This window comes from Acidithiobacillus sp. YTS05 (genome assembly GCF_024396695.1).
Classification (GTDB): Bacteria; Pseudomonadota; Gammaproteobacteria; order Acidithiobacillales; family Acidithiobacillaceae; genus Igneacidithiobacillus; species Igneacidithiobacillus copahuensis.
The window spans coordinates 2,306,784-2,326,903 of record NZ_CP094359.1; the positions used below are offsets into that span (position 1 = coordinate 2,306,784).

Annotated in this window: 19 protein-coding genes and 1 other RNA gene; 10 read left to right on the plus strand and 10 right to left on the minus strand. The window is 62.2% G+C overall.

The window, feature by feature from the left end; translation table 11 throughout:
- Window positions 1–4 precede the first annotated feature (4 nt).
- From MQE22_RS11395 to secA, 8 genes are all read right to left on the minus strand, one after another.
- The gene (locus tag MQE22_RS11395) at window positions 5–1,087 is read right to left on the minus strand and encodes a glycosyltransferase family 9 protein (RefSeq protein ID WP_215873030.1); all 1,083 of its coding nucleotides are present in this window, start codon (window positions 1,085–1,087) and stop codon (window positions 5–7) included.
- A 9-nt stretch (window positions 1,088–1,096) separates the two neighbouring features.
- Entirely contained in the window at window positions 1,097–1,234 is a 138-nt protein-coding gene (locus MQE22_RS11400) for a hypothetical protein (RefSeq protein ID WP_215873031.1), read from the minus strand.
- 67 nt (window positions 1,235–1,301) lie between these two features.
- On the minus strand, window positions 1,302–2,351 hold the full coding sequence (locus MQE22_RS11405; RefSeq protein ID WP_255790304.1) for a glycosyltransferase family 4 protein: 1,050 nt from the start codon (window positions 2,349–2,351) through the stop codon (window positions 1,302–1,304).
- Between the two features lie 48 nt (window positions 2,352–2,399).
- The gene (locus tag MQE22_RS11410; protein WP_215873032.1) at window positions 2,400–3,122 is read right to left on the minus strand and encodes a polysaccharide deacetylase family protein; all 723 of its coding nucleotides are present in this window, start codon (window positions 3,120–3,122) and stop codon (window positions 2,400–2,402) included.
- Window position 3,123: 1 nt separating this feature from the next.
- On the minus strand, window positions 3,124–4,080 hold the full coding sequence (locus MQE22_RS11415) for a glycosyltransferase family 2 protein (protein WP_215873033.1): 957 nt from the start codon (window positions 4,078–4,080) through the stop codon (window positions 3,124–3,126).
- Complete coding sequence (locus MQE22_RS11420; protein WP_215873034.1) at window positions 4,073–5,071, minus strand: Nudix family hydrolase; 999 nt, start codon at window positions 5,069–5,071, stop codon at window positions 4,073–4,075. Before MQE22_RS11420 ends, MQE22_RS11415 begins: the two co-directional genes overlap by 8 nt.
- A 3-nt stretch (window positions 5,072–5,074) precedes the next feature.
- A complete protein-coding gene (argJ, locus tag MQE22_RS11425; protein ID WP_215873035.1) occupies window positions 5,075–6,292 on the minus strand; it encodes a bifunctional glutamate N-acetyltransferase/amino-acid acetyltransferase ArgJ in 1,218 nt (405 codons plus the stop codon).
- 9 nt (window positions 6,293–6,301) lie between these two features.
- Window positions 6,302–9,040 (minus strand): preprotein translocase subunit SecA, encoded by a 2,739-nt coding sequence (gene secA / locus MQE22_RS11430; protein ID WP_215873036.1) that lies wholly within the window; start codon window positions 9,038–9,040, stop codon window positions 6,302–6,304.
- Between secA and MQE22_RS11435 the strand changes: the two genes are divergently transcribed.
- Entirely contained in the window at window positions 9,039–9,584 is a 546-nt protein-coding gene (locus tag MQE22_RS11435; RefSeq protein ID WP_226827830.1) for a DciA family protein, read from the plus strand. The two genes, secA and MQE22_RS11435, sit on opposite strands and share 2 nt — an antisense overlap.
- Here the strand turns inward: MQE22_RS11435 and lpxC are convergent.
- A complete protein-coding gene (gene lpxC / locus MQE22_RS11440; protein WP_215873037.1) occupies window positions 9,521–10,438 on the minus strand; it encodes a UDP-3-O-acyl-N-acetylglucosamine deacetylase in 918 nt (305 codons plus the stop codon). The two genes, MQE22_RS11435 and lpxC, sit on opposite strands and share 64 nt — an antisense overlap.
- 238 nt (window positions 10,439–10,676) lie before the next feature.
- Here lpxC and MQE22_RS11445 point away from each other — a divergent pair, with 238 nt between their 5' ends.
- Together MQE22_RS11445 and MQE22_RS11450 are read left to right on the plus strand one after the other, a co-directional pair.
- A complete protein-coding gene (locus MQE22_RS11445; protein WP_215873038.1) occupies window positions 10,677–11,297 on the plus strand; it encodes a glutathione S-transferase N-terminal domain-containing protein in 621 nt (206 codons plus the stop codon).
- Window positions 11,297–13,003: an AMP-dependent synthetase/ligase gene (locus MQE22_RS11450; protein WP_215873039.1), complete on the plus strand. Its 1,707-nt coding sequence runs from the start codon at window positions 11,297–11,299 to the stop codon at window positions 13,001–13,003. Before MQE22_RS11445 ends, MQE22_RS11450 begins: the two co-directional genes overlap by 1 nt.
- Before the next feature lie 14 nt (window positions 13,004–13,017).
- On the opposite strand, the gene MQE22_RS11455 is transcribed toward MQE22_RS11450, so the two are convergent.
- Entirely contained in the window at window positions 13,018–13,284 is a 267-nt protein-coding gene (locus MQE22_RS11455; protein ID WP_215873040.1) for a hypothetical protein, read from the minus strand.
- A 99-nt stretch (window positions 13,285–13,383) separates the two neighbouring features.
- Here MQE22_RS11455 and rnpB point away from each other — a divergent pair.
- The 7 genes from rnpB to MQE22_RS11490 all read left to right on the plus strand — a co-directional run bounded on the left by rnpB (window position 13,384) and on the right by MQE22_RS11490 (window position 20,119).
- An RNA gene (gene rnpB, locus MQE22_RS11460) (RNase P RNA component class A) lies at window positions 13,384–13,729 on the plus strand.
- A gap of 220 nt (window positions 13,730–13,949) precedes the next feature.
- Window positions 13,950–14,402: a division/cell wall cluster transcriptional repressor MraZ gene (gene mraZ, locus MQE22_RS11465; protein ID WP_215873041.1), complete on the plus strand. Its 453-nt coding sequence runs from the start codon at window positions 13,950–13,952 to the stop codon at window positions 14,400–14,402.
- Window positions 14,399–15,352, plus strand: a complete 954-nt coding sequence (gene rsmH, locus MQE22_RS11470) for a 16S rRNA (cytosine(1402)-N(4))-methyltransferase RsmH (protein ID WP_215873042.1) — start codon at window positions 14,399–14,401, stop codon at window positions 15,350–15,352. Before mraZ ends, rsmH begins: the two co-directional genes overlap by 4 nt.
- Window positions 15,342–15,605: a cell division protein FtsL gene (gene ftsL / locus MQE22_RS11475; protein WP_215873043.1), complete on the plus strand. Its 264-nt coding sequence runs from the start codon at window positions 15,342–15,344 to the stop codon at window positions 15,603–15,605. Before rsmH ends, ftsL begins: the two co-directional genes overlap by 11 nt.
- Window positions 15,602–17,344: a peptidoglycan D,D-transpeptidase FtsI family protein gene (locus MQE22_RS11480; RefSeq protein ID WP_215873044.1), complete on the plus strand. Its 1,743-nt coding sequence runs from the start codon at window positions 15,602–15,604 to the stop codon at window positions 17,342–17,344. The genes ftsL and MQE22_RS11480 overlap by 4 nt, the downstream gene beginning before the upstream one ends.
- Window positions 17,331–18,773, plus strand: a complete 1,443-nt coding sequence (locus MQE22_RS11485) for a UDP-N-acetylmuramoyl-L-alanyl-D-glutamate--2,6-diaminopimelate ligase (protein WP_215873045.1) — start codon at window positions 17,331–17,333, stop codon at window positions 18,771–18,773. The genes MQE22_RS11480 and MQE22_RS11485 overlap by 14 nt, the downstream gene beginning before the upstream one ends.
- Complete coding sequence (locus tag MQE22_RS11490) at window positions 18,770–20,119, plus strand: UDP-N-acetylmuramoyl-tripeptide--D-alanyl-D-alanine ligase (protein WP_215873046.1); 1,350 nt, start codon at window positions 18,770–18,772, stop codon at window positions 20,117–20,119. The genes MQE22_RS11485 and MQE22_RS11490 overlap by 4 nt, the downstream gene beginning before the upstream one ends.
- Window position 20,120 lies beyond the last annotated feature (1 nt).

Here is a 20,120-nt window from a genome sequence, read left to right on the forward strand (position 1 = left end):
TCTCTCAGCAGGTTTCCAGGGATTGCAGGAGTGTTTTCAGCAATACATCAGCGGCAGGCGCCACCAGTATCTGCAACTGGCCGTTCTGATGACAGGCCTCAGGATAGGGCTGGCGAAACAGCGCGATGGTGGACTTTCCCAAAGCGACACTCATATGGTAGGGACCAGAATCACTCGAAACGAAGAGATCACAACTATCGATGATACCGCTCAACATGGAGAGAGAAGCGGTGCCTGCGAGGTTTTCCATCATCGTCGAACTGCCCCACCGAGCCTGATAGCGCTGCCGAAACTCCTCATTGATTTCGTTTTCATTCGCGGCCCCGGTAAGCAACAGACGGTACGGACGATTCTCCCAAAGGCGTCCCAAAGCCTCCACCAAAGTATCCAGATCAGGTCTTCTGGGTAAGGCATCCGGGGTACCGCAGCCAATATTGAGCCCAATGCGAAGCTCCTCTTCGTCTTTGGGATGGGCGCGTTGCCAGAGATGTCCCGGCTCGCCTACCTGAAGCACAATTGGCTGCCCCTGGCGCTCCAAACCCAAGGCAGCCAGGGCGGCAAAATCGCGCTCGGTATAGTCCATCGGCTGCGCCAGTCCACGTTCTTTGGCATAGCGCGCCAGACTGGGACCTGCATGATCGTAGAACCATCCCCGTCCCACCACCTGCGCCACCCCCACCGTCACCGCGTGCGGGGACTGAGCGCGCAGAACCCGACTGGCAACACTGCTTTCTATACCGTGCGGTTCATGATCGATGATCAGATCCGCCGAAATTTCTCTCCCCAGACGGCGCAATTCCGGCAGCAGACTGCGCCAGCCCTGCGGACCCACACCGCGCATCCCGGCAAAGCGCCCTTCCTGCAAGGGCAGAAAGTGGGCGCTCTGCAGGAGATGATGCTCTGCAATCAGTTCCTCGCTCGGGTAGCCCGGCCAACGGCTGAGAAAAATCAGATGCAGCTCGGCTTCGGGCCAACGCCTTTTCAGGACCGCCCAGGCTGCGGAGCTGCGCAGAATGTCGCCGATACCCGCGCTGTGGGACTTGATGAGGATGATGCGACGAGGATGGAGTGGTAAAGGCCTTGGCATAGTGGGAGATCAGGCCGTCGCCTTCCCTTTCGGCAGATCCACCTCGGCATAGACTTGTCCGGCTACATACTCATGGCGGATTTCCGATCGTTGCTCGCCTTCCAGGTATTCTTGCATGGGCAACGGTGTAACCAGGGCCGCTTTCATGACATTCTCTCCACGGAGAACTTCCGCAAATTTCCAGAAACTATCATAAGGTTCCGACTCTCGACTGTCATCGCCCCGGGGTGGCCAGAAATTCGCGGGCGATGGCGTCGGCAGCAAAGCGCTCGACCTGAGCCGGCCCGTTGGCGGCGAGCTGCCGGCACAGCCCTCGATCAGAGGCAAGACGCAGAATGGCATCGCGCCATGCATCACTCTGCCCGGCGGGCAGCAAAAACCCCGATACACCATCCGCAAAACTCTCCGGGATTCCTCCCATTGCCGCGCCAAGAACAGGGGTGGCGCAAGCCTGGGCCTCGACCAGGACCCGACCAAAGGTGTCCGGTTCGATGGACGGCAGAGCCAGGGTATCCATGACGCTATACCAGGGGGTGACTCGTTCCTGCCAACCGATGACGTGCTGCCAGCTTCGACCCGCCAAGCGTTCGCGCAACGCCTCTTCATGCGGGCCGCCACCAATCCACAAGCCATGCACCCGCGCATCCTGGGCATGGGCGGCATCGATTGCGTCAGCGAGCACAAAAACGCCCTTGCCGCGATGCCAGGCCCCGACAAAACCGACAAGAAAATCCTCCTCCCGCAACCCCAAAGCCTGGCGCCGCGCCGACCGCGCCTCGGGCTCACGCTGAAAGTCGGCAAGGGACAAGGGATTGCGCAGAACCTCGACGCGTTCTTCGGGCAGACCTTGAGCGATGAGGCGCTCGCGGAGGTAGGCGGAGACAGCAAAGAGGCGCAACGGCCAGTGGGAAAGGAGCCAACGGGTGCTGGGGCGAAGGCGCAGGTCCATGTGGCGAAAGAGCGCTAGCGGTACGCCATGGGCGCGGCTGAGCAGGGCCAACGGCCAATATTCCTTGCTGAAACTGCCGACCAGAACGTCCGGTCGCAACTGGCGAAGACCACGATTCAGGGCCCGAAGCCCATGCGGATCGGCGCTGTTGCGGAAGGTCCCATAATGGAGAGAAACCGCTTCGCCTTGTAGGGCGGCGGCAATTTTGCCCTGGGGGTGCACCAGCGCGTGGGCATCGACCCCTAGCTGCGCGAGAGCGCGCAGCAGGGTGATCATATGGGTTTCGGTACCGCCGCCACCGGGATTGGTCCCCACCCATAGCAAACGGACGCTCAGAATCCTTCTCCTGCACCCACCTGTGCATCAGGAACGCGGACGATCTTCATATCCTGTCCAAAGCTGCAACGGGAATACATGCGGCAAATGATGCCCCCCCACGGAAATGCGCGGCAGGGCGAACAGGTCCGCATCGCTTTGCGCTCTTCCGCGCCGCGTGGTCACCGCCGCGGCAAAGCCAGAACGCGCGACCATCTCCCGCTCGCGTGCGCCCATTTCACCATAGGGATAACAGAACGTCATGATCTCTTGGCCCAACTGCGCCTCCAGTTCTGCCTTGCTGCCGGAGATCTCCTGCTCCGCGTCGGCGTCTGCCAGAGCCGGCAGATGAACGTGATTTTGCGTGTGCGCACCAATTTCCATACCCGCATCGCGCCAGTGTTCGAGCTCCGACAGGGACATCATCGGCTTTTCCACTCGCAACTGCTCGGCATCCCAACGATTGAATGCCCCCAGCGCGGCCGATACCACAAAACAGGTGGCGGTGAATCCCCAGCGCTGCAGGATCGGCAGGGCGCTGTCCACATTGTCGCGATAGCCGTCATCAAAGGTAATTACCACCACTTTGCCACTGCTTTCCCCCCGCAGATAGGGCAGCGCATCCCGCAGGGACAGGCCCTGATAGCCGGCTCGCGCCAAAAGCCCCATCTGCCAGGCAAAGCGGCGCGGCGCAACATAGAGGCTGCGCAGCCGCGCCCCCACTGGGGCGTGCGCGATGTTGTGGTAGGTCAGAATGGGAATGCAGGCCATCTCAGACTGGATCGGATTTCCGGCTACGCAGCACGTAGGTGGTCTTCCCCTGCCCCTCGAAATAGATGCGCGACAGCATTTCGGCGACGATGCCGGTGTTGAGGAACTGCAGTCCGGCAAGGAAAAAGAGCACCCCGGCGATCAGCATGGGCCGCCCGGAGATGGCGGCTCCCTCGGCAAATTTATCGATAAAAAGGTAGATCAACATGCCCGAGCCAATGAACAGGGAAAACAGTCCGATCACCCCGAAGAAGTGCATGGGACGCTGGCTGTAACCGAGGAAAAACTTGACGAAGAGCAGGTCGACCAGCACGCGAAAGGTACGGCTGATGCCGTACTTACTCTTGCCTGCCCGGCGCGGATGGTGACGCACCGGCACCTCGACGATACGGTCGGTGTAGGTAAGGGTAGAGAGCCAGGCAGGGATGAAGCGGTGCATCTCTCCATACAGTCGCACCCCCTGCAGGACCGAGGCGCGGTAGGCCTTGAGGGTACAGCCATAGTCATGCAGGCGCACGCCGGTCAGACGGCGGATGAGGCGGTTGGCGATGCGCGAGGGAATCTTGCGCAGCAAGAGCCCGTCCTGTCGGTTCTTGCGCCAGCCGGCAACCACATCCAGGTTTTCCGCGAGGAGCCGTTGCGCCAAGGGCAGGATGTCCTGCGGATCATTCTGCAGATCGGCGTCGAGGGTGACGATGACCTCGCCGCGAGCGGCGTCGATTCCCGCCTGCATCGCCGCCGTCTGGCCAAAATTGCGCTGCAGGTGCAACACCGTAAGGACCTCTGGCCATTCCGCCTGGGCACGATCGAGGGCGGCGGCACTGCCATCGCGACTGCCATCGTCGACGATGATGACCTCGACATCGGCCGCGCCCAAAGCGGCATGTAGGGCCGCCACCAAGGGCTCGACATTGTCAATTTCGTTGTAGAGTGGGATGACGACCGACAGTTCAGGCATGGGTATTCCAGGCATCGAGAAAGGCACGGGTGGCGCTGGCGGGGTCTTCGGCTTCCAAAATTCCCGACAGGACGGCAATCCCTGAGGCGCCGGCAGCACGCGCAGCCGCGACCCGCTCCGGCGTCATCCCCCCTAGGGCAATCACCGGAACCGCCGCAGGCGCAATCATCTCGGCAAAGCGCTCGACCCCCAGGGCCGACGCGTCGGGATGGGTCTGGGTGGCGAACAGCGGAGAGAGAAAGGCATACCGCGCCTGCAACCGTGCGGCACGCGCCAGGCACCCCCCCCCGTGGCAGGAAACGCCAAAGGGTTGCGATGGCTTCCCCGTTGCCGCCTGCAGGCGGGCTTCCGTCCAGTGCTGGCCGGAAACGGGCCAGTCCGGGGCCGGTTCAGGATGATTGAGGAAAAAGCCTACGCCCCTATCGCGGGCCTGCTCCAGAAACCCGGGCATCGCCACTGCGAGTTCCGCTGGCATCGTCTCCTTGATCCGCAACACCACGGCACGCAGGCCAGCAGCGATGGCGGACTGCAGCGCCGGCAAAAAGCGGGAAGTCGGCAGCCGCGCGGGGTCCGCAATCAGCCAAAGCGGCGGCTGCGGGAGCTCTTCGGCGAGCAACTTGGCGACCACCGGCAGATTGGGCGCAAGACAATCGAGTGCTGCAATTTCCCACGGGTAGACCCAGCGAATCTGCTGCCCCTCTCGCCCGTAGGGCTCCCCCTGCCAGCTCCGCACCCGAAAGAAGTGCAAAGCCACGGTGCGCTCGGGATAGGGATGATCGCGCCGCAGAAAGGTCTCGGGGGGACCAATCTGGACGCCGATCTCCTCTTCCAGCTCCCGCCGCAGGGCCGCCTCCGCTGTCTCGCCGGGCTCGATCTTGCCCCCCGGGAACTCCCAAAATCCCGGCCAGGGTTTGCCCTCGGGACGCAAAGAAACCAGCACCCGGCCATCATCCCGCTGCAAGACCCCCGTAGCGACGGGGACTACCGCCACGACTCAGCTCCGGTAATCGGCATTGATGCGCACATAGTCATAGGAAAGATCACAGGTCCAGATCTGCTCTTGGGCCGATCCGCGTCCAAGATCGACATGGATGGGGATCTCCGCCCGCGCCATGACCGCCTGCCCCGCCTCTTCGCTGTACTCTGCAGCACGGGCACCATTGCGCACGATGCACAGATCGCCGAGATGAATCTGTACCCGCTCGACATCGAGATCTTCCACTCCCGCCGAACCGATGGCCGCGAGCAGTCGGCCCCAGTTGGGATCCGAGGCAAAAAAGGCGGTCTTGATCAGGGGACTATGGGCCATGCGATACGCCACCTGCAGACACTCGGATACACTGCGTCCGCCACTGATCCGGATGGGGATGAACTTGCTGGCACCCTCACCGTCGCGGACGATGGCCTGCGCCAGTTCGGTCGCCACCTCGGTGATGGCGTCGATCAGGGCGTCTGCCTCACCCAGCGCCAGGGGCAGATTCCCCGCCCGCCCCGTGGCGATGAGCATGCAGGCATCATTGGTGGACATGTCGCCATCCACGGTGATGCGGTTGAAGGAGCGGTTCACCGCCTGCTTCAAGATCGGCTGCAGGGCCTCCGGTGCAAGGGCGGCATCGGTAGCGATATAGGCGAGCATGGTCGCCATATCTGGCCGAATCATGCCGGAGCCTTTGGCAATACCGGTGACGGTGACCTCTTTGCCGGCAATATTGAGCTGTCGCGAGGCGCCCTTGGCCACCGTATCGGTAGTGCGGATGGCATCGGCGGCCTCCAGCCAGCGATCCTCGGCCAGCGCTGGCAGACAGCCCGGCAAGGCTGCCGCAATCTTGCCCGCCAGGTCGATCGGCTCTCCGATCACCCCGGTGGAGAACGGCAGGACCTGCTGCGCCGTACAACCCAATGCCGCAGCCACCACCCGGCAGCTATCTTCGGCAGCACGCAGTCCCGCCGCCCCGGTCCCGGCATTGGCGTTACCCGTATTGATGATCAGGGCACGAATGCCTTGACCGGTGGCGAGGTGTTCCTCGGCCACCAGGACCGGCGCCGCACGAAACCGGTTGCGGGTGAAGACACCCGCCACCTGCGTCCCGGGGGCGAGCTCCATCAAGGTTAGGTCGCGACGCGCGGCATAGCGGATCTGGGCCTCGGCTATGGCAAGGCGGACGCCGGCAACCGGCAGGAGGGAACGGGGAGGATCAAGGGCAACGGGCATGACAGTCTCTCAGCCGAGGCGACCACAACAGTGTTTATATTTTTTGCCGGAACCGCATGGGCAAGGCTGGTTACGACCCACCTTTTGCACGTGTATGGGCATCGCCGCCGCCCCACCCAGGGCCGCTACGGCGGACAGGTCGCGGTCCTCGTCTGCACTGGAGCCACCCGGCAGATCGGGGTGCTGGAAGACCAGACCCTGATTCGTCGGCGGGCTCGGGAAGAGACTGCTCCAATCCATGGCCTCGGCAGGCGTCTCGCTAACCGGGCTGACCTGCACATGCGACAGGGTGCTGACGATTTCTTCGCGCACCCGCGCCAGCATGGCATTGAACAAGGTCAACGACTCGCGCTTGTACTCCTGCTTGGGGTTTTTCTGCGCATAGCCACGCAGGTGAATACCCTCGCGCAGGTGATCCATGCTGGCGAGGTGATCTTTCCACTGGCTATCGAGCACCTGCAAGGTCACACTCTTTTCCAGATGACGAGCCATTTCCTCGCCCATCAATGCCTCGCGCTCCTGCCAGCGGGCGTGCACCGCCTCCAGGATGCGTTCCTGCAGGCCCTCATGATTCAAGGTGCGATCGGCTGCCAGCCATTCTCCTACTGGGAACTTTTCGGCAAAAATCCGTTCCAGGGCCAGTTCCAGCCCCTCAATGTCCCACTGCTCTTCCATGACGCCCGCCGGGGCATAGTCATCGAGCAGAGCATCGAGCACATCAACCCGCAGGGATTCCACTTCTCTGTGCAAATTGTCACTGTCCATGAAGGCGTTGCGCTGGGCGTAGATGATCTTGCGCTGTTCATTGGCGACGTCGTCATATTCGAGCAACTGCTTGCGGATATCGAAATTGCGCGCTTCAACCTTGCGCTGGGCGTTTTCGATGGACTTGGTCACCCAGGGATGCTCGATGGCCTCCCCCGGCTGCATGCCAAGCTTCTGCATCAGTCCGCCCAGGCGATCACTGCCAAAGATCCGCATGAGCGGATCTTCCAGAGACAGATAAAACCGACTGCTACCAACGTCGCCCTGGCGCCCGGCACGTCCCCGCAGCTGGTTGTCCACCCGCCGCGACTCATGACGTTCCGTACCAATGATGTGCAGACCGCCGGCTGCCAGGGTCTTGTCGTGCTCCGCTCCCCAGCCATCGCGCAGGTCCTGGGCTTGCGCTGCCTTGGCGGCATCGTCGAGGTCTTCGCGTGCCTCGATCATCTCAATCTGATGCTCGACATTGCCACCGAGAACGATATCCGTACCGCGGCCGGCCATGTTCGTGGCAATGGTCACGGCACCGGATTTTCCCGCCTGGGCAATGATTTCCGCCTCGCGCTCGTGCTGCTTGGCATTGAGCACGGAATGGGGGATTTTTTTCTGTTGCAGACAGCGCGACAAATACTCATTGTGTTCGATAGAAGTCGTACCCACCAAAACGGGTTGCCCGCGCTCTCGACAGGCCTCGATATCGGCGGTGATCGCATCCCATTTCTCCGCCGCCGTACGGTAGATCTGATCGGCCAGATCCTTGCGCTGAATGGGTCGGTGGGTGGGAATGACGACCACTTCCAGGCCATAGATCTGGTTGAGCTCGAAGGCCTCGGTGTCGGCAGTGCCAGTCATGCCCGACAATTTTTCGTACATACGGAAATAATTCTGGAAGGTGATGGAGGCCAGGGTCTGGCTCTCGTTCTGGATCTCCACCCCCTCCTTGGCCTCCACCGCCTGATGCAAGCCGTCGGACCAGCGCCGGCCCGTCATCATGCGGCCGGTAAATTCATCGACGATGCAGACCTCACCGTCGCGAACGATATAGTCCGTTTCGCGATGGTAGATATGATGTGCGCGCAAACCCTGATTGAGATGATGCACCAGACTGACGTTCTGGACGTCGTAGAGGTTCCCCTCGCGCAGCAAGCCATTATCGAGCATCAGTTGCTCGGCCTTTTCGACGCCCTCTTCCGTGAGCAGCACCTGCTTGGCCTTTTCATCGATGGTAAAGTCTTCGTCGGCAACGAACTGCGGGATGAGCTTGTCGACTTTTTGGTAGAGATCGGTGTTTTCCTCGGTGGGCCCGCTGATGATCAGCGGCGTGCGCGCCTCGTCGATAAGGATGGAGTCGACTTCGTCAATAATGGCGTAATGCAGGCCGCGCTGCACTCGCTCGGCGGGCGAAAAGGCCATATTGTCACGCAGATAGTCGAAGCCAAACTCGTTGTTGGTGCCATAGGTGATGTCGGCAGCGTAAGCCGCACGGCGCTCCTCGGGCGAAAGATTGGCAATGATGGTCCCAACGGACAGGCCCAGAAAGCGGTGCACGCGCCCCATCCACTCGGCATCACGACTGGCCAGATAGTCGTTGACCGTCACAACGTGAACGCCTTTGCCGGTCAGGGCATTGAGGTAGGCCGGCAGAGTGGCGACCAGGGTCTTGCCCTCGCCGGTGCGCATCTCGGCAATCTTGCCCTCGTGCAGCATGTAACCGCCGATCAGCTGCACATCGTAGTGAAACAGCCCCATAACGCGCCGCGCCGCCTCGCGTACGGTGGCAAAGGCCTCGGGCAGGATACTGTCCAGGGGCTCCCCGTTCCCGACCCGCTCGCGCAGTCGCGCCGTCTGCCCCTGTAGCTCGGCATCGCTCATGGCGTGAACCTGTTCCTGCAAGCCATTGATCCGGGCAACTACAGCGCGGGCTTTCTTGATCAGGCGGTCGTTGCGACTGCCCACCACATGACGGATGATGGTTCCCAGCATGAATGCCAAAACTCTAAGTCAAAAAAATATGCCCGAGGGTAGCACGAAGCCCGCACGGACGAAACGTCGCGCCCGTGATCAGATCGGCCCGGCGCTCGCAGCCGTGTTTCGTCACGGACAGGAGCTGCACGCCCGGCAGCAGGACTGGAATGCGCTGCTGAGCCTGGAAGCCCAAGAACGCACCTGGCTCGTGGACTGGCGCGACGGCACCTTGCAGGTCTTGGTGGAGAGCAGCGTCTGGCTGGCCTGGTTACGACGCCACCAGAAACGCATCTGTCAGCGTTGGAATGCGCGTTTTCCAGAGTATCCGGCGGAACGGATCGTGGCCACGGTGCGCCCACGGCAATCGCAAGCGTCTGCGTCGCGGCCGCCTGCCGCCACCCGCATCTCCGGACCCGCGCCGGACGCCCTGCGCGAGTTGGCAGAAAACAGCGACGGCGCCCTCGGCGCCGCCCTCCAACGACTGGTCCGGACCCTGGATCAGGCAGGGACCGCCGCCAGGGAATCCACAAAGGAAAACGGCGCCTTCTCCGGCGAGGAATAATCCACATATTCCCAGGCATCCTCGCGCTGCAGGAGCAGGCGCAGAAGCTGATTGTTGAGGGCATGCCCGGCCTTGTGACCAGAGAAATGTCCCAGCAACGGATGCCCTAGCAGGTAGAGATCGCCAATGGAGTCGAGGACCTTGTGGCGGACGAACTCATTGGCGTAGCGCAGGCCATCCTCATTGAGCACGCGGTAGTCATCGACGACGATGGCGTTATCGAGATTGCCCCCCAAGGCCAGACCCATGCGCCGCAGCGTTTCGACCTCGCGCATGAAGCCGAAGGTGCGCGCCCGCGAAACTTCCTTCAGATAGGAGGTGTGGGCAAAATCGACGCTGACTTCCTGGCCGCCATTGCGTACCACGGGATGATCGAAGTCGATGGTAAAGCTGACCTTGAAGCCATCGAAGGGCTCGAGACGTACCCAACGGTCGCCATCACGCACTTCCAGGGTCTCGGTGATGCGGATGAAACGTTTCGGAGCATTCTGCTCCTCCACCCCGGCGCACTGGATGAGGAATACGAAGGGCGCGGCACTACCGTCCATGATCGGGACTTCCGCACCGTCCAGATCCACATACACATTGTCGATGCCGAGGCCGGCCAGGGCAGACATCAGATGTTCGATGGTGCCGACGCGAATTTCCCCATCGCCGATATTGGTAGACAGTCGCGTGTCGACCACATGCAAAGGATCGGCCTTGATGTAGGCCTTGCCGGGGAGGTCACTGCGATGGAAGACGATTCCCGTGTTCACTGGCGCTGGGCGCAAACCAAGATACACCTTCTTGCCACTATGCAGGCCAATCCCGGTGCCCCAAATCATGTTTTTCAGAGTGCGCTGTTGAATCATCTACCTTTTTGCGATCGCCGGGATCGCCCTCCCACGTTTCACTAGAGCCAACGATACAACGACTGTTGCGAAGTTACAACTTAATTCTGTCGCGCCAGTGTAATGCCACCCTTCAGGGCTGCGCAATCAAATTTGACATCCGTTCACGATTCCCCACCCAATCCCCCACACGTTCTGATACACTAAATGCTCCGATATTACGGCGAAACACCCCACTAGACATTTTGAGGACCCTTGCATGGCAACACCGAGCAACAAGAAGACCCTGATGACGCTGTATTCCGCGCAGGACTGCGTCTTTGCCCATCGCGTTCGCTTCGTACTGGAAGAAAAGGCCATGGAGTATCAGGTAGTCGATATCGACTTCGCTGACAAGCCGGAAGACCTCTTCGCGCTGAATCCCTATGGCGAAGTGCCCACCCTGGTCGACCGTGACCTGGCCGTCATCGAGTCCTTCTTGATCATCGAATATCTCGACGAGCGCTTTCCGCATCCCCCCTTGATCCCTGCCGATCCCATCTCGCGCGCACGCGTCCGGGTGGGACTGATGCAGTTTGATCGCGACTGGTTCAACCCCCTGTTCCGGCCGGGTTACAGCGAGCAGGACAAAGTCGCCGCCAAGGATTCTTTGCGTCGCTCCCTGGCCCAACTCAGCACCCTATTCAGCCAGCAACGCTACCTTTTCGGTGATGAGCTGTCTATCGCCGACTGCGCCCTGGCACCACTGCTGTGGCGCTTGCCAAGCCTGGGCATCGAGATTCCCAAGGCGGCCAGGGCCACCCAAGATTATGCGGAACAGATTTTTGCGCTGGAGAGTTTCCAGCGTAGCCTGACCCCGGCAGAAAAAGCGCTGCGCTGATGGCGCTTTCGGTAACCGGTCTCGATCACCTCGCGGCCGGACTCTTCGCCCGTTGCCAGCGCGATCCCGACGGAAATATCGCCTGGCAGCGGGTGGGTGAACAGTTCCTTCCCCTGCGCGCCGCCGACTTTGCAGAAAGCGTGCGGCGCCGCGCACGGGGACTGATCCGGCTTGGAGTACGCCGGGGTGACCGGGTCCTGCTCATGGCCGCCAATTCCGTCGATTGGGCCATTCTCGATTTTGCCATTCTCAGCATTGGTGCGGTTACCGTGCCCCTCTACGCAAGCCTCGGGGCACGCGAGATTCACTATGTTCTGGGGGACTGCAGCCCCAGTGTGATCCTGTTGCAGAATCAGGAGATCTACAGCCGTCTGGAACCCGCGGCCTGGGGTGTCGCGCCCGGCCATGTCTTTCTGCAGGAGGCCGCGGCGGGGCTGGCCGATTGGCAAGACCTGGACACCCTCGGGGGCGATGAGGAGGCACCCGCGTTCCCCGCAGACCCCCTGCGACGGCAAGACCTCGCCAGCATCGTCTATACCTCGGGAACCACGGGCTGGCCCAAGGGCGTCATGCTGAGTCACGGTAACTTTCTCAGCAACATCGAGGGCTTTTTGCACCTGGTACCATTACGCGCCGGGCAACGACTGCTTTCGGTGCTCCCGCTCAGCCATGTCTTTGAACGTGCCACCGGCCATTTTGGCGGCTATCTGCTGGGTCTGGAGACCGCCTATGCCGAACGGCCCGATACTGTGCTGCGCGATCTGGCCACTACCCATCCCGATCTGTTGATTGCTGTTCCACGCATTTTTCAAGTGCTCTACGAACGCACTTTGCGGACTCTCAACGATCGCCATGACTGGCTGGGGAAATTTCTACGCCAGGGCATGGGGCTGGAAGGAAAAACGGCGGCGCACTGGCAACAGGCGACAAGCAGTTATCTGCTGCGCAAACAGCTGCGCAAGAAGCTCGGCGGGCGCCTGCAGTACTTCGTCTCCGGCGGCGCCGCTCTGGACCCTACCATCGCCCAGTTTTTTCTGCGACTCGACCTGCCCATTCTCGAGGGTTATGGCATGACCGAGGCGAGCCCGGTCATCGCTGCCAACCCCCTCAATGCCATCCACCCGGGAAGCGTGGGCAAGCCCCTGCCCAATCTCGAGCTGCGCATTGCCGACGATGGGCAAATCCTGGTGCGCGGTCCGTCCATTATGCAGGGGTACTGGAACAACGATGCCGCCACCCGCGAGACGGTGGTGGAGGGCTGGTTGCATACTGGTGACGTGGGCGAGCTGGATGTCGATGGATATTTACACATCACCGAACGCAAAAAAGAAATCATCGTCAACAGTGCCGGGGAAAACATTGCGCCGCAGAAGATCGAGCTGCGGCTGTGCAGCCAGCCGCTCATCGCTCAGGCGGTCGTCTTTGGCGACCACCTTCCGTATCTGATTGCGCTGCTCTACCCGAATCCCGAGATCGTACGCGACACTTTGGGGGAGAGTGTCGATGCGCGGCAGCTCGAACACGCGCTCCGGCAAGCCGTTCATCAGGCCCTGCAAGGCCTGCCGAGTTTTGAGCAGGTGCGGCGCTTCGCCATCCTGCGCGAGCCCTTGAGCGAAAGTGGCGGCACCCTGACCCCCACGCTGAAGGTGAAGCGGCGCCGCGTCGCGGAACAGTATGCCGCCGAACTCGCCGCCCTACAGCGCTGATTCCGTGCTTTGGGCTAGTCGCCCATGCGCCCATGTTTATTTATGGAGGCACTGTGGCCCCAGCCTTCCAGGTTCTGCACCTGTACCCCCACCCACCAATACTCCGCCACGCTGTCCTTGCCATGCCCACCCACGAGTGCCTGACCCGGTGCCAAATGGACATGCTCCAGCAATTGCCGCGCCGCGTCCCTCGTGCGAAACACCGACCACGCCACCACCCGTTCCATGGGGGTCACGGACGGTAGCTCACGCACTTCATCCAGAAATGTATCATCGATCATGACAGTCTCTCCTCAGATCACGTTGTATTGAGAGTATAGTTCCGGTCTGGCGGAGTGTGCCGAGTTGTACGGCGCCGCAAAGTGCGTATAGTGCGCTGTGGAGTGAGTCAGACGACCGCCGCGGAGCGATCCGGGGAGGAAAGTCCGGGCTCCACAGGGCAGGACGCCGGCTAACGGCCGGGAGGCGTGAGCCTACGGAAAGTGCCACAGAAAATACACCGCCAAAGCGTGTAAACGCCGGTAAGGGTGAAAAGGTGCGGTAAGAGCGCACCGCGCTCCCGGTAACGGGAGTGGCAGGGTAAACCCCGTCCGGAGCAAGACCAAATAGGCGCACCAAGCTGTGGCCCGCAGCGTGCGCGGGTAGGTTGCTGGAGCCGGCTCGTAAGGGCCGGCCTAGAGGAATGGTCGTCCACGACAGAACCCGGCTTACCGACTCACTCCACTTTTCCCCACCCGCTAGCCATTCTCGCCTTTCAGGCGAAATCTTTCTTAAATTCATACGGTTGTCGACTTTTCCTCAGAAATCGCGCGAAAATCACTTCAGGAATCGCTAAGATACAGAAATTATAAGCGTTTTTGCCTTGACACAAACAAGACCCGTCCTTACCCTTAGCAACGTGGGAAGAAGTGGGGCAAAGTGGTAAACAACGGAGAGCCACCCGGTCATGTTTCGCGGCACGCATTGTCATACTCTCGACAGCAAGGGACGTCTCAGCGTGCCGGCGCGGTTTCGCGACCAGCTCAACGCCCTCTGTGACGGGCAAATCGTGCTCACCATCAACCCCACCAACGAAGCGGCCGAACGCTGCCTCTGGGCCTATCCTCTGCCGCGCTGGGAGGAAGTCGAACGACAGGTAGCCGCCCTCCCCAGCACCCAGGCCAGCGTCCGCCGCTTCCAGCGCCTCTTCATCGGCCACTCAGAAGAACTCCGTCTCGACAACCAATCCCGCATCCTCCTATCCGCCAACCTGCGGCAATACGCACAGATCGAGCGCGATGTGGTGCTGGTAGGGCAAGTCAGCAAGTTCGAGATCTGGGATGCAGAGTTGTGGCAGCAACAGCAGACTCTATCGCCTGATGAGGACCTGCTCGCGAGCCTTGGAGATTTGCAGCTATGAGCGGCGCTCACCAGCCAGTTCTGCCCAACGAGGTGCTTGCGGCACTGCAGCCGGTTTGGCAGGCTCCAGGACCGCGGCGCCTGGTGGATGTTACCGGAGGAAGAGGTGGTCATAGCGCCCTGCTCCTCGCGCAGCTGGCCGTCGATGATCGGCTGTGTATCTTCGATCGCGATCCCGCGGCCATTCAGGCGCTGGGCGAACGCTTTGCCGACGATCCGCGGGTGGACTTGGTCCAGGCCCCCTTCGACGCCCTGGCGCAACTGCTGGAGGCCCGCGGCTGGCTTGGGCGGGTGGATGCCATCCTCGCCGATCTGGGGGTTTCGTCGCCGCAACTGGACGAGGCCGAACGTGGCTTCAGCTTTTTGCGCGATGGCCCGCTCGATATGCGCATGGACCCCAGTCAGGGGCTGTCTGCTGCCGCGTGGCTGGCGCAGGTGGAGTTTCGGGAGCTGCGGCGCGTGCTGCAGGAGTATGGCGAGGAAAAAGCGGCAACGCGGATTGCCAAAGCCATCATCGCCCGGCGTCAAGACGCGCCTCTTTTGCGTACCCGCGAGCTTGCGGAGCTGATCGCTGATCTGCTCCCTGCAGGGAAAGGAATCCATCCCGCTACCCGGAGCTTCCAGGCCATTCGCATCCAGGTGAATGACGAACTGGGCCAACTGCAGCGCTTCCTGCCCCAGGCCTTGACTGCCCTGCGCCCCGGTGGAAGGCTCGCCATCATCAGCTTTCACTCCCTCGAAGACCGCTTGGTCAAGCGCTTTTTCCGCGCGCATGAAGCGCGCCCTGATCCCCGCCTGCCTTTGCGCGCCGCGGAACTGCCCGCCCAGCCCTGGGTCGAGATCAGCCCCGCTATTCGTGCACAGGAGTCAGAAATCGCCAAAAATCCCCGCGCCCGTTCCGCCGTGTTGCGTACCGCTACCAAGAATCCGGAGTATTGTCATGCGTCGTAGCACCATCCTTCTCGTCGCGCTGATCACTCTCACCCTCTTCGGCATCGTGGCTGCACGCGAAAACAGTCGGGCGCAATTCATTCATCTGCAGGCCCTGCAAAATCACATTTTTACCCTCAACAATCGTTGGGGGCAGCTACAACTGGAGCAAGCAACGCTGGCTTCCGATACCCGTGTTGGTGACATTGCGCATCAGAAACTAGGGCTGGAGGCACCGAAAAACAGCCAAATCGTCATGGTGAAAGCCCAGTGAATGCCCTGGCGCAATCCTCCCTGCCCAGCTGGCGACCGCGCCTGATCTTCGGGGTATTGGGCGCTGGATTTTGTGCCATTCTCTACCAGTCCTGGCAGACGCAGGTGGAGCAGAGCGGCTTCCTGCGTGCCCAGGGTCAGCAACGTTACCAGCGGCAGCTGCCCATGCCGGCGCCGGCGCGCGGGGAGATCTTCGACCGCTATGGTCAGCCCTTGGCCCTATCGGTGCCCAGCAGCACCCTCTGGGTAGACCCCAAGGTTTTTGCGCAACAGCAGGCGCGCTGGCCAGAGCTGGCCAAGGTCCTGGGAATATCGACCGCAGAGATTGGCAAACGCCTGCAACACAGTGGTAGTGCCTTTGCCTACCTGCTTCGGCAGGTCGACCCGCAACTGGCTGCACGAGCACTGGCCCTGGGCATCCCCGGGCTGCATGAATTGCAGGAGTACCGACGCTTCTATCCCAGCGGGCAGATCACCGGTCCATTGCTGGGTTTTACCAATATCGAAGGGGCTGGTAGTGAAGGTCTGGAACTGGCCTATGATCACGTCCTGCGCAGCCAGGCCGGCCAGCGCGAAGTTCTGCGCGATAATCATGGGCACCTGCTGTCCAGCGCCCCGGAAAATGTCAGCCACCCAGGCCAGCCCCTGACCCTGACGATCGATCGCCGCCTGCAGTATGCCGCCTACACGGCTCTGGCGGCTGCCGTACAACGTTTCGCCGCGCACTCAGGCTCTGCGGTCCTTCTCGACGCCCACAGTGGTGCCATCCTGGCAATGGTCAACTACCCCGCGAGCAATCCCAACGATCGGGAACACTATGATCCCGCCGGTGCCACGGATCGCGCCATCACCCACACCTTCGAACCCGGCTCGGTAATGAAGCCCTTTGCCGTGGCAGCGGCCCTGGATAGCGGCAGCATCCAGGCCAGCAGCCGCTTCGATGTCGACACCAACTGCTTTCGCGTCGCTAGCTATTGCATTCAGGATGACGCCCGGCATGGCACCCTCGACATCGCGCAAATTCTGAAATATTCCAGCAACATCGGCGCGGCCAAGATTGCGCTGCGCACCCCTGCAGCAGATCTCTATGGTTTGCTCAGCCGCGCTGGCTTCGGCCAATCCGTGGGCCTGGCCCTGCCCGGCGAGAGCGCCGGCCGCTTGCCCGCCTATCAACAATGGGGGCCAGCGGCGCATGCGGCGATCGCGTACGGCTACGGCATCTCGGTGAATACCCTGCAGCTGGCCGCCGCCTATGCGGCAATCGCCAATGGTGGTGTCTACGTCCAACCACACCTGCTCAAGGGGCAACAAGGCGAGGAACGCCGAGTGATGGCGGCCAGTACCGCCGCCGAGCTGCGCAGTTGGCTGGCCGGGGTCGTCGCGCCCGGGGGTACCGGCTTTCTCGCTGCCATCCCCGGCTACACGGTAGCTGGCAAGACCGGCACGGCGGCCATGGCCAACGGCAAAGGTGGGTTTCATCGCCATCAGGTGAATACTAGCTTCGTCGGCTTTGCGCCGGCACAGAATCCGCGTTTTGTGATGGCGGTGACAGTGCGCGACCCTACCCAAGGCTGGCGCTATGGCGGTGTCGTCGCGGCACCGATCTTTCGCAGCACCATGAGCGTGGCCTTGCGCAACGCCGGTGTTCCGCCGCAGGCAGGAAGCGCCCAGGCTATCCGCCCACGGAGCATTGCCGAACAGCAGCGCTGGGCAGAAGGAGCGGGTGATGTCCAGCACTGAAACCCTCGACCGTCTCCTCCCGGAATTGCAGCCAGCACGAGCCATTCCCATAACCGGCATCGACAGTGACAGCCGCCGCTTGCCCAAAGGGGGGCTCTTTGTCGCTCTGGAGACCCGCCATGGACCCACGGCGCACTTTCTGCCCGAGGCCTGGCAGGCGGGCGCCGCCGCTGCCATCGTCGAGGCGGAACAGGAAGGGTTTCGCGACACCGAAGCCGGACCGCTCTGGTCGCGCCCCGATGCCCGCGCCCTCCTGGGGCTGGCTTTGCGGCGTCATTACTGCTGGGACGCGGACGCCGCCCCCCGGCTTATTGGCGTGACCGGGACCAATGGCAAGAGTAGTGTGACGCGGCTGATCGCCCAGCTGGCGCCAGCACCAGCGCAGATCATCGGCACCCTCGGCTATGGGCCGGTGGATGCGCTGCGGGCACTGCCCAACACCACCCCCGAAGCGGTCGAGTTATGGCGCCTGCTGGTCGCGGCGCGTGCTGCCGGGGCGCAGACGGTCAGTATGGAGGTTTCCTCCCACGCCCTTGCCCTGGGCCGGGTAGCTGCGGTCCCCTTCCACGTTGCGGTCTTCACCAACCTGACCCAGGATCACCTCGACTTTCACGGCGATATGGCGAGTTATGGGGCAGCCAAGGCGCGGCTCTTTCAGACGCCGGAACTGCAATACGCCGTCCTTAATGCCGATGATCCCTTCACTGCGCAACTGCGGCAAACCATCGCAACGCAGGTAAAGGTACTGGATTATGGATTTGGCGCGGCTGCCATCCAGGTGCGCGACTACCATCCGGGGGCCAGCGGTACACTGCTGGAGCTGGATACACCCCAGGGCAGACGCCGCCTGCGCAGTCCTCTGCTCGGGCGCAGCAACACCTACAATCTGCTGGCAGCCCTGGCCTGCGCTGCAGCTCTCGGCTGGGAGATCGAAGACGAGCAGATTGCCCGCCTCAGCCTGCCGGTAGGACGTTACCAGTGCCTGCCGGCCGTACCGGGCAAGGCGCGGGTGATGATCGATTACGCTCACACCCCGGATGCCCTGGATGCCGTCCTGCAAGACCTGCGTGCCATTGCCAAGGGGAAGATCACGCTGGTCTTTGGTTGCGGCGGCGATCGCGATCGCAGCAAGCGTCCGCAGATGGGCGCCATTGCCGCGCGTCTGGCGGATCGGGTGATCGTCACCGACGACAACCCACGCATGGAAGACCCGGAACAAATCACCAACGAGATTCTGACCGGAATTCCGAGCGGTCGGGCGACCGTAGAACATGATCGGGCACGCGCCATCCAGCTGGCGATCGCCGATGCCCAGTCTGGCGACTGGGTACTGATCGCTGGCAAGGGTCACGAGAGCTATCAGGATCGCGGCGGTCAGAAACAGCCCTTCGCTGACGCGCAGCACGCAGAGGAGGCGTTACGTCAATGATCGAGCTGAGTCTCCGGGAAGTCGCCAAGATCTGTCATGGGAAAACCCTCCCTGGTAGCCCGGCAGAACTGCGGATTCGCGGACTCAGTAGCGATAGCCGCAGCGCGCAACCCGACGCGCTCTTCGTTGCCCTCTCTGGGCCACATTTCGATGCCCATGACTTTGTTGCCCAGGCACGCAGCAACGGCGCCGCGGCCGTGCTCGTCAGCCGGGCGATGGCGGAGCCCGGGGTCTTGGTCACTGATACCCTGCAGGCGCTGCAAGACCTCGCCGCCGCCTGGCGCCAGCGTTGTCCCGCCAAGGTCATTGGCGTCACCGGTTCCTGCGGCAAGACCACGGTCAAGGAGATTCTGGCGGCAATCCTGCAGGAAACCGGTCACGGCATCGCCACCCAGGGCAACCTCAACAACCATATCGGCGTTCCCCTGACCCTGGCGCGCCTCAGTCAGACGGACCGCTACGCGGTAGTCGAAATGGGGATGAACCATGCCGGAGAGATTCGGGTGCTGAGCCGTCTGGCGGCACCGGACCTGGTGCTCATCAACAATGCCGGAACGGCGCACCTCGAAAACCTGGGGACGGTAGAGGCCATCGCGGCGGCCAAGGGGGAAATCCTCGAGGGCTTGGGCCCCCACGGTATCGCCGTGCTCAATGGAGATGATCGCTTTTGTGAGGAATGGGCAGCGCAGGCGCCTGGAGAGGTCTGGCGTTTCAGTCTGGAAGACCGGCCTGCGCGCGTTCGCGGCGCCTGGCAGGCGAGTGCGACGGGCGGAGAGATGCAGGTGCGGGCACCGCAGGGAACCTTTGATCTGCAGATTCCCCTGCCCGGCCGGCACAACGGCGCCAATGTCCTGGCGGCGGTTACTGCTGCCCTGGCCCTCGACACCCCGATCGCTGCCATTGTGCGTAGCGTCGCCCAGCTGCGCGGCGTCTCTGGGCGCCTGCAGTGGGTCGCGGGGCGGCAGGGCAGCCGTCTCCTGGACGACAGCTACAACGCCAACCCGGCGAGCCTGGAGGCAGCGATGCAGGTCCTGGCGCAGCAACCAGGTCGGCGTTTTCTGGTTTTAGGGGATATGGGCGAATTGGGCCCGGAGGCGCGCAGTTACCACGCCCAGGCGGGGAAACGCCTGCGCGAACTGGGCATTGATGGGCTCTTCGCCACGGGCCCCCTGAGCGCGGCAGCAGTGGAGGCCTTCGGCCGCGGCGCCAGCCACTTTGCCGAGATCGACGCCCTCGTTACCGCCCTGCAGCCAGTGCTGGCGGGCGATGTCACGGTGCTGGTAAAGGGTTCTCGTGCCGCTCATATGGAAAGGGTGGTTACGGCCCTGCGGCAGGAGGCTGGCTGAA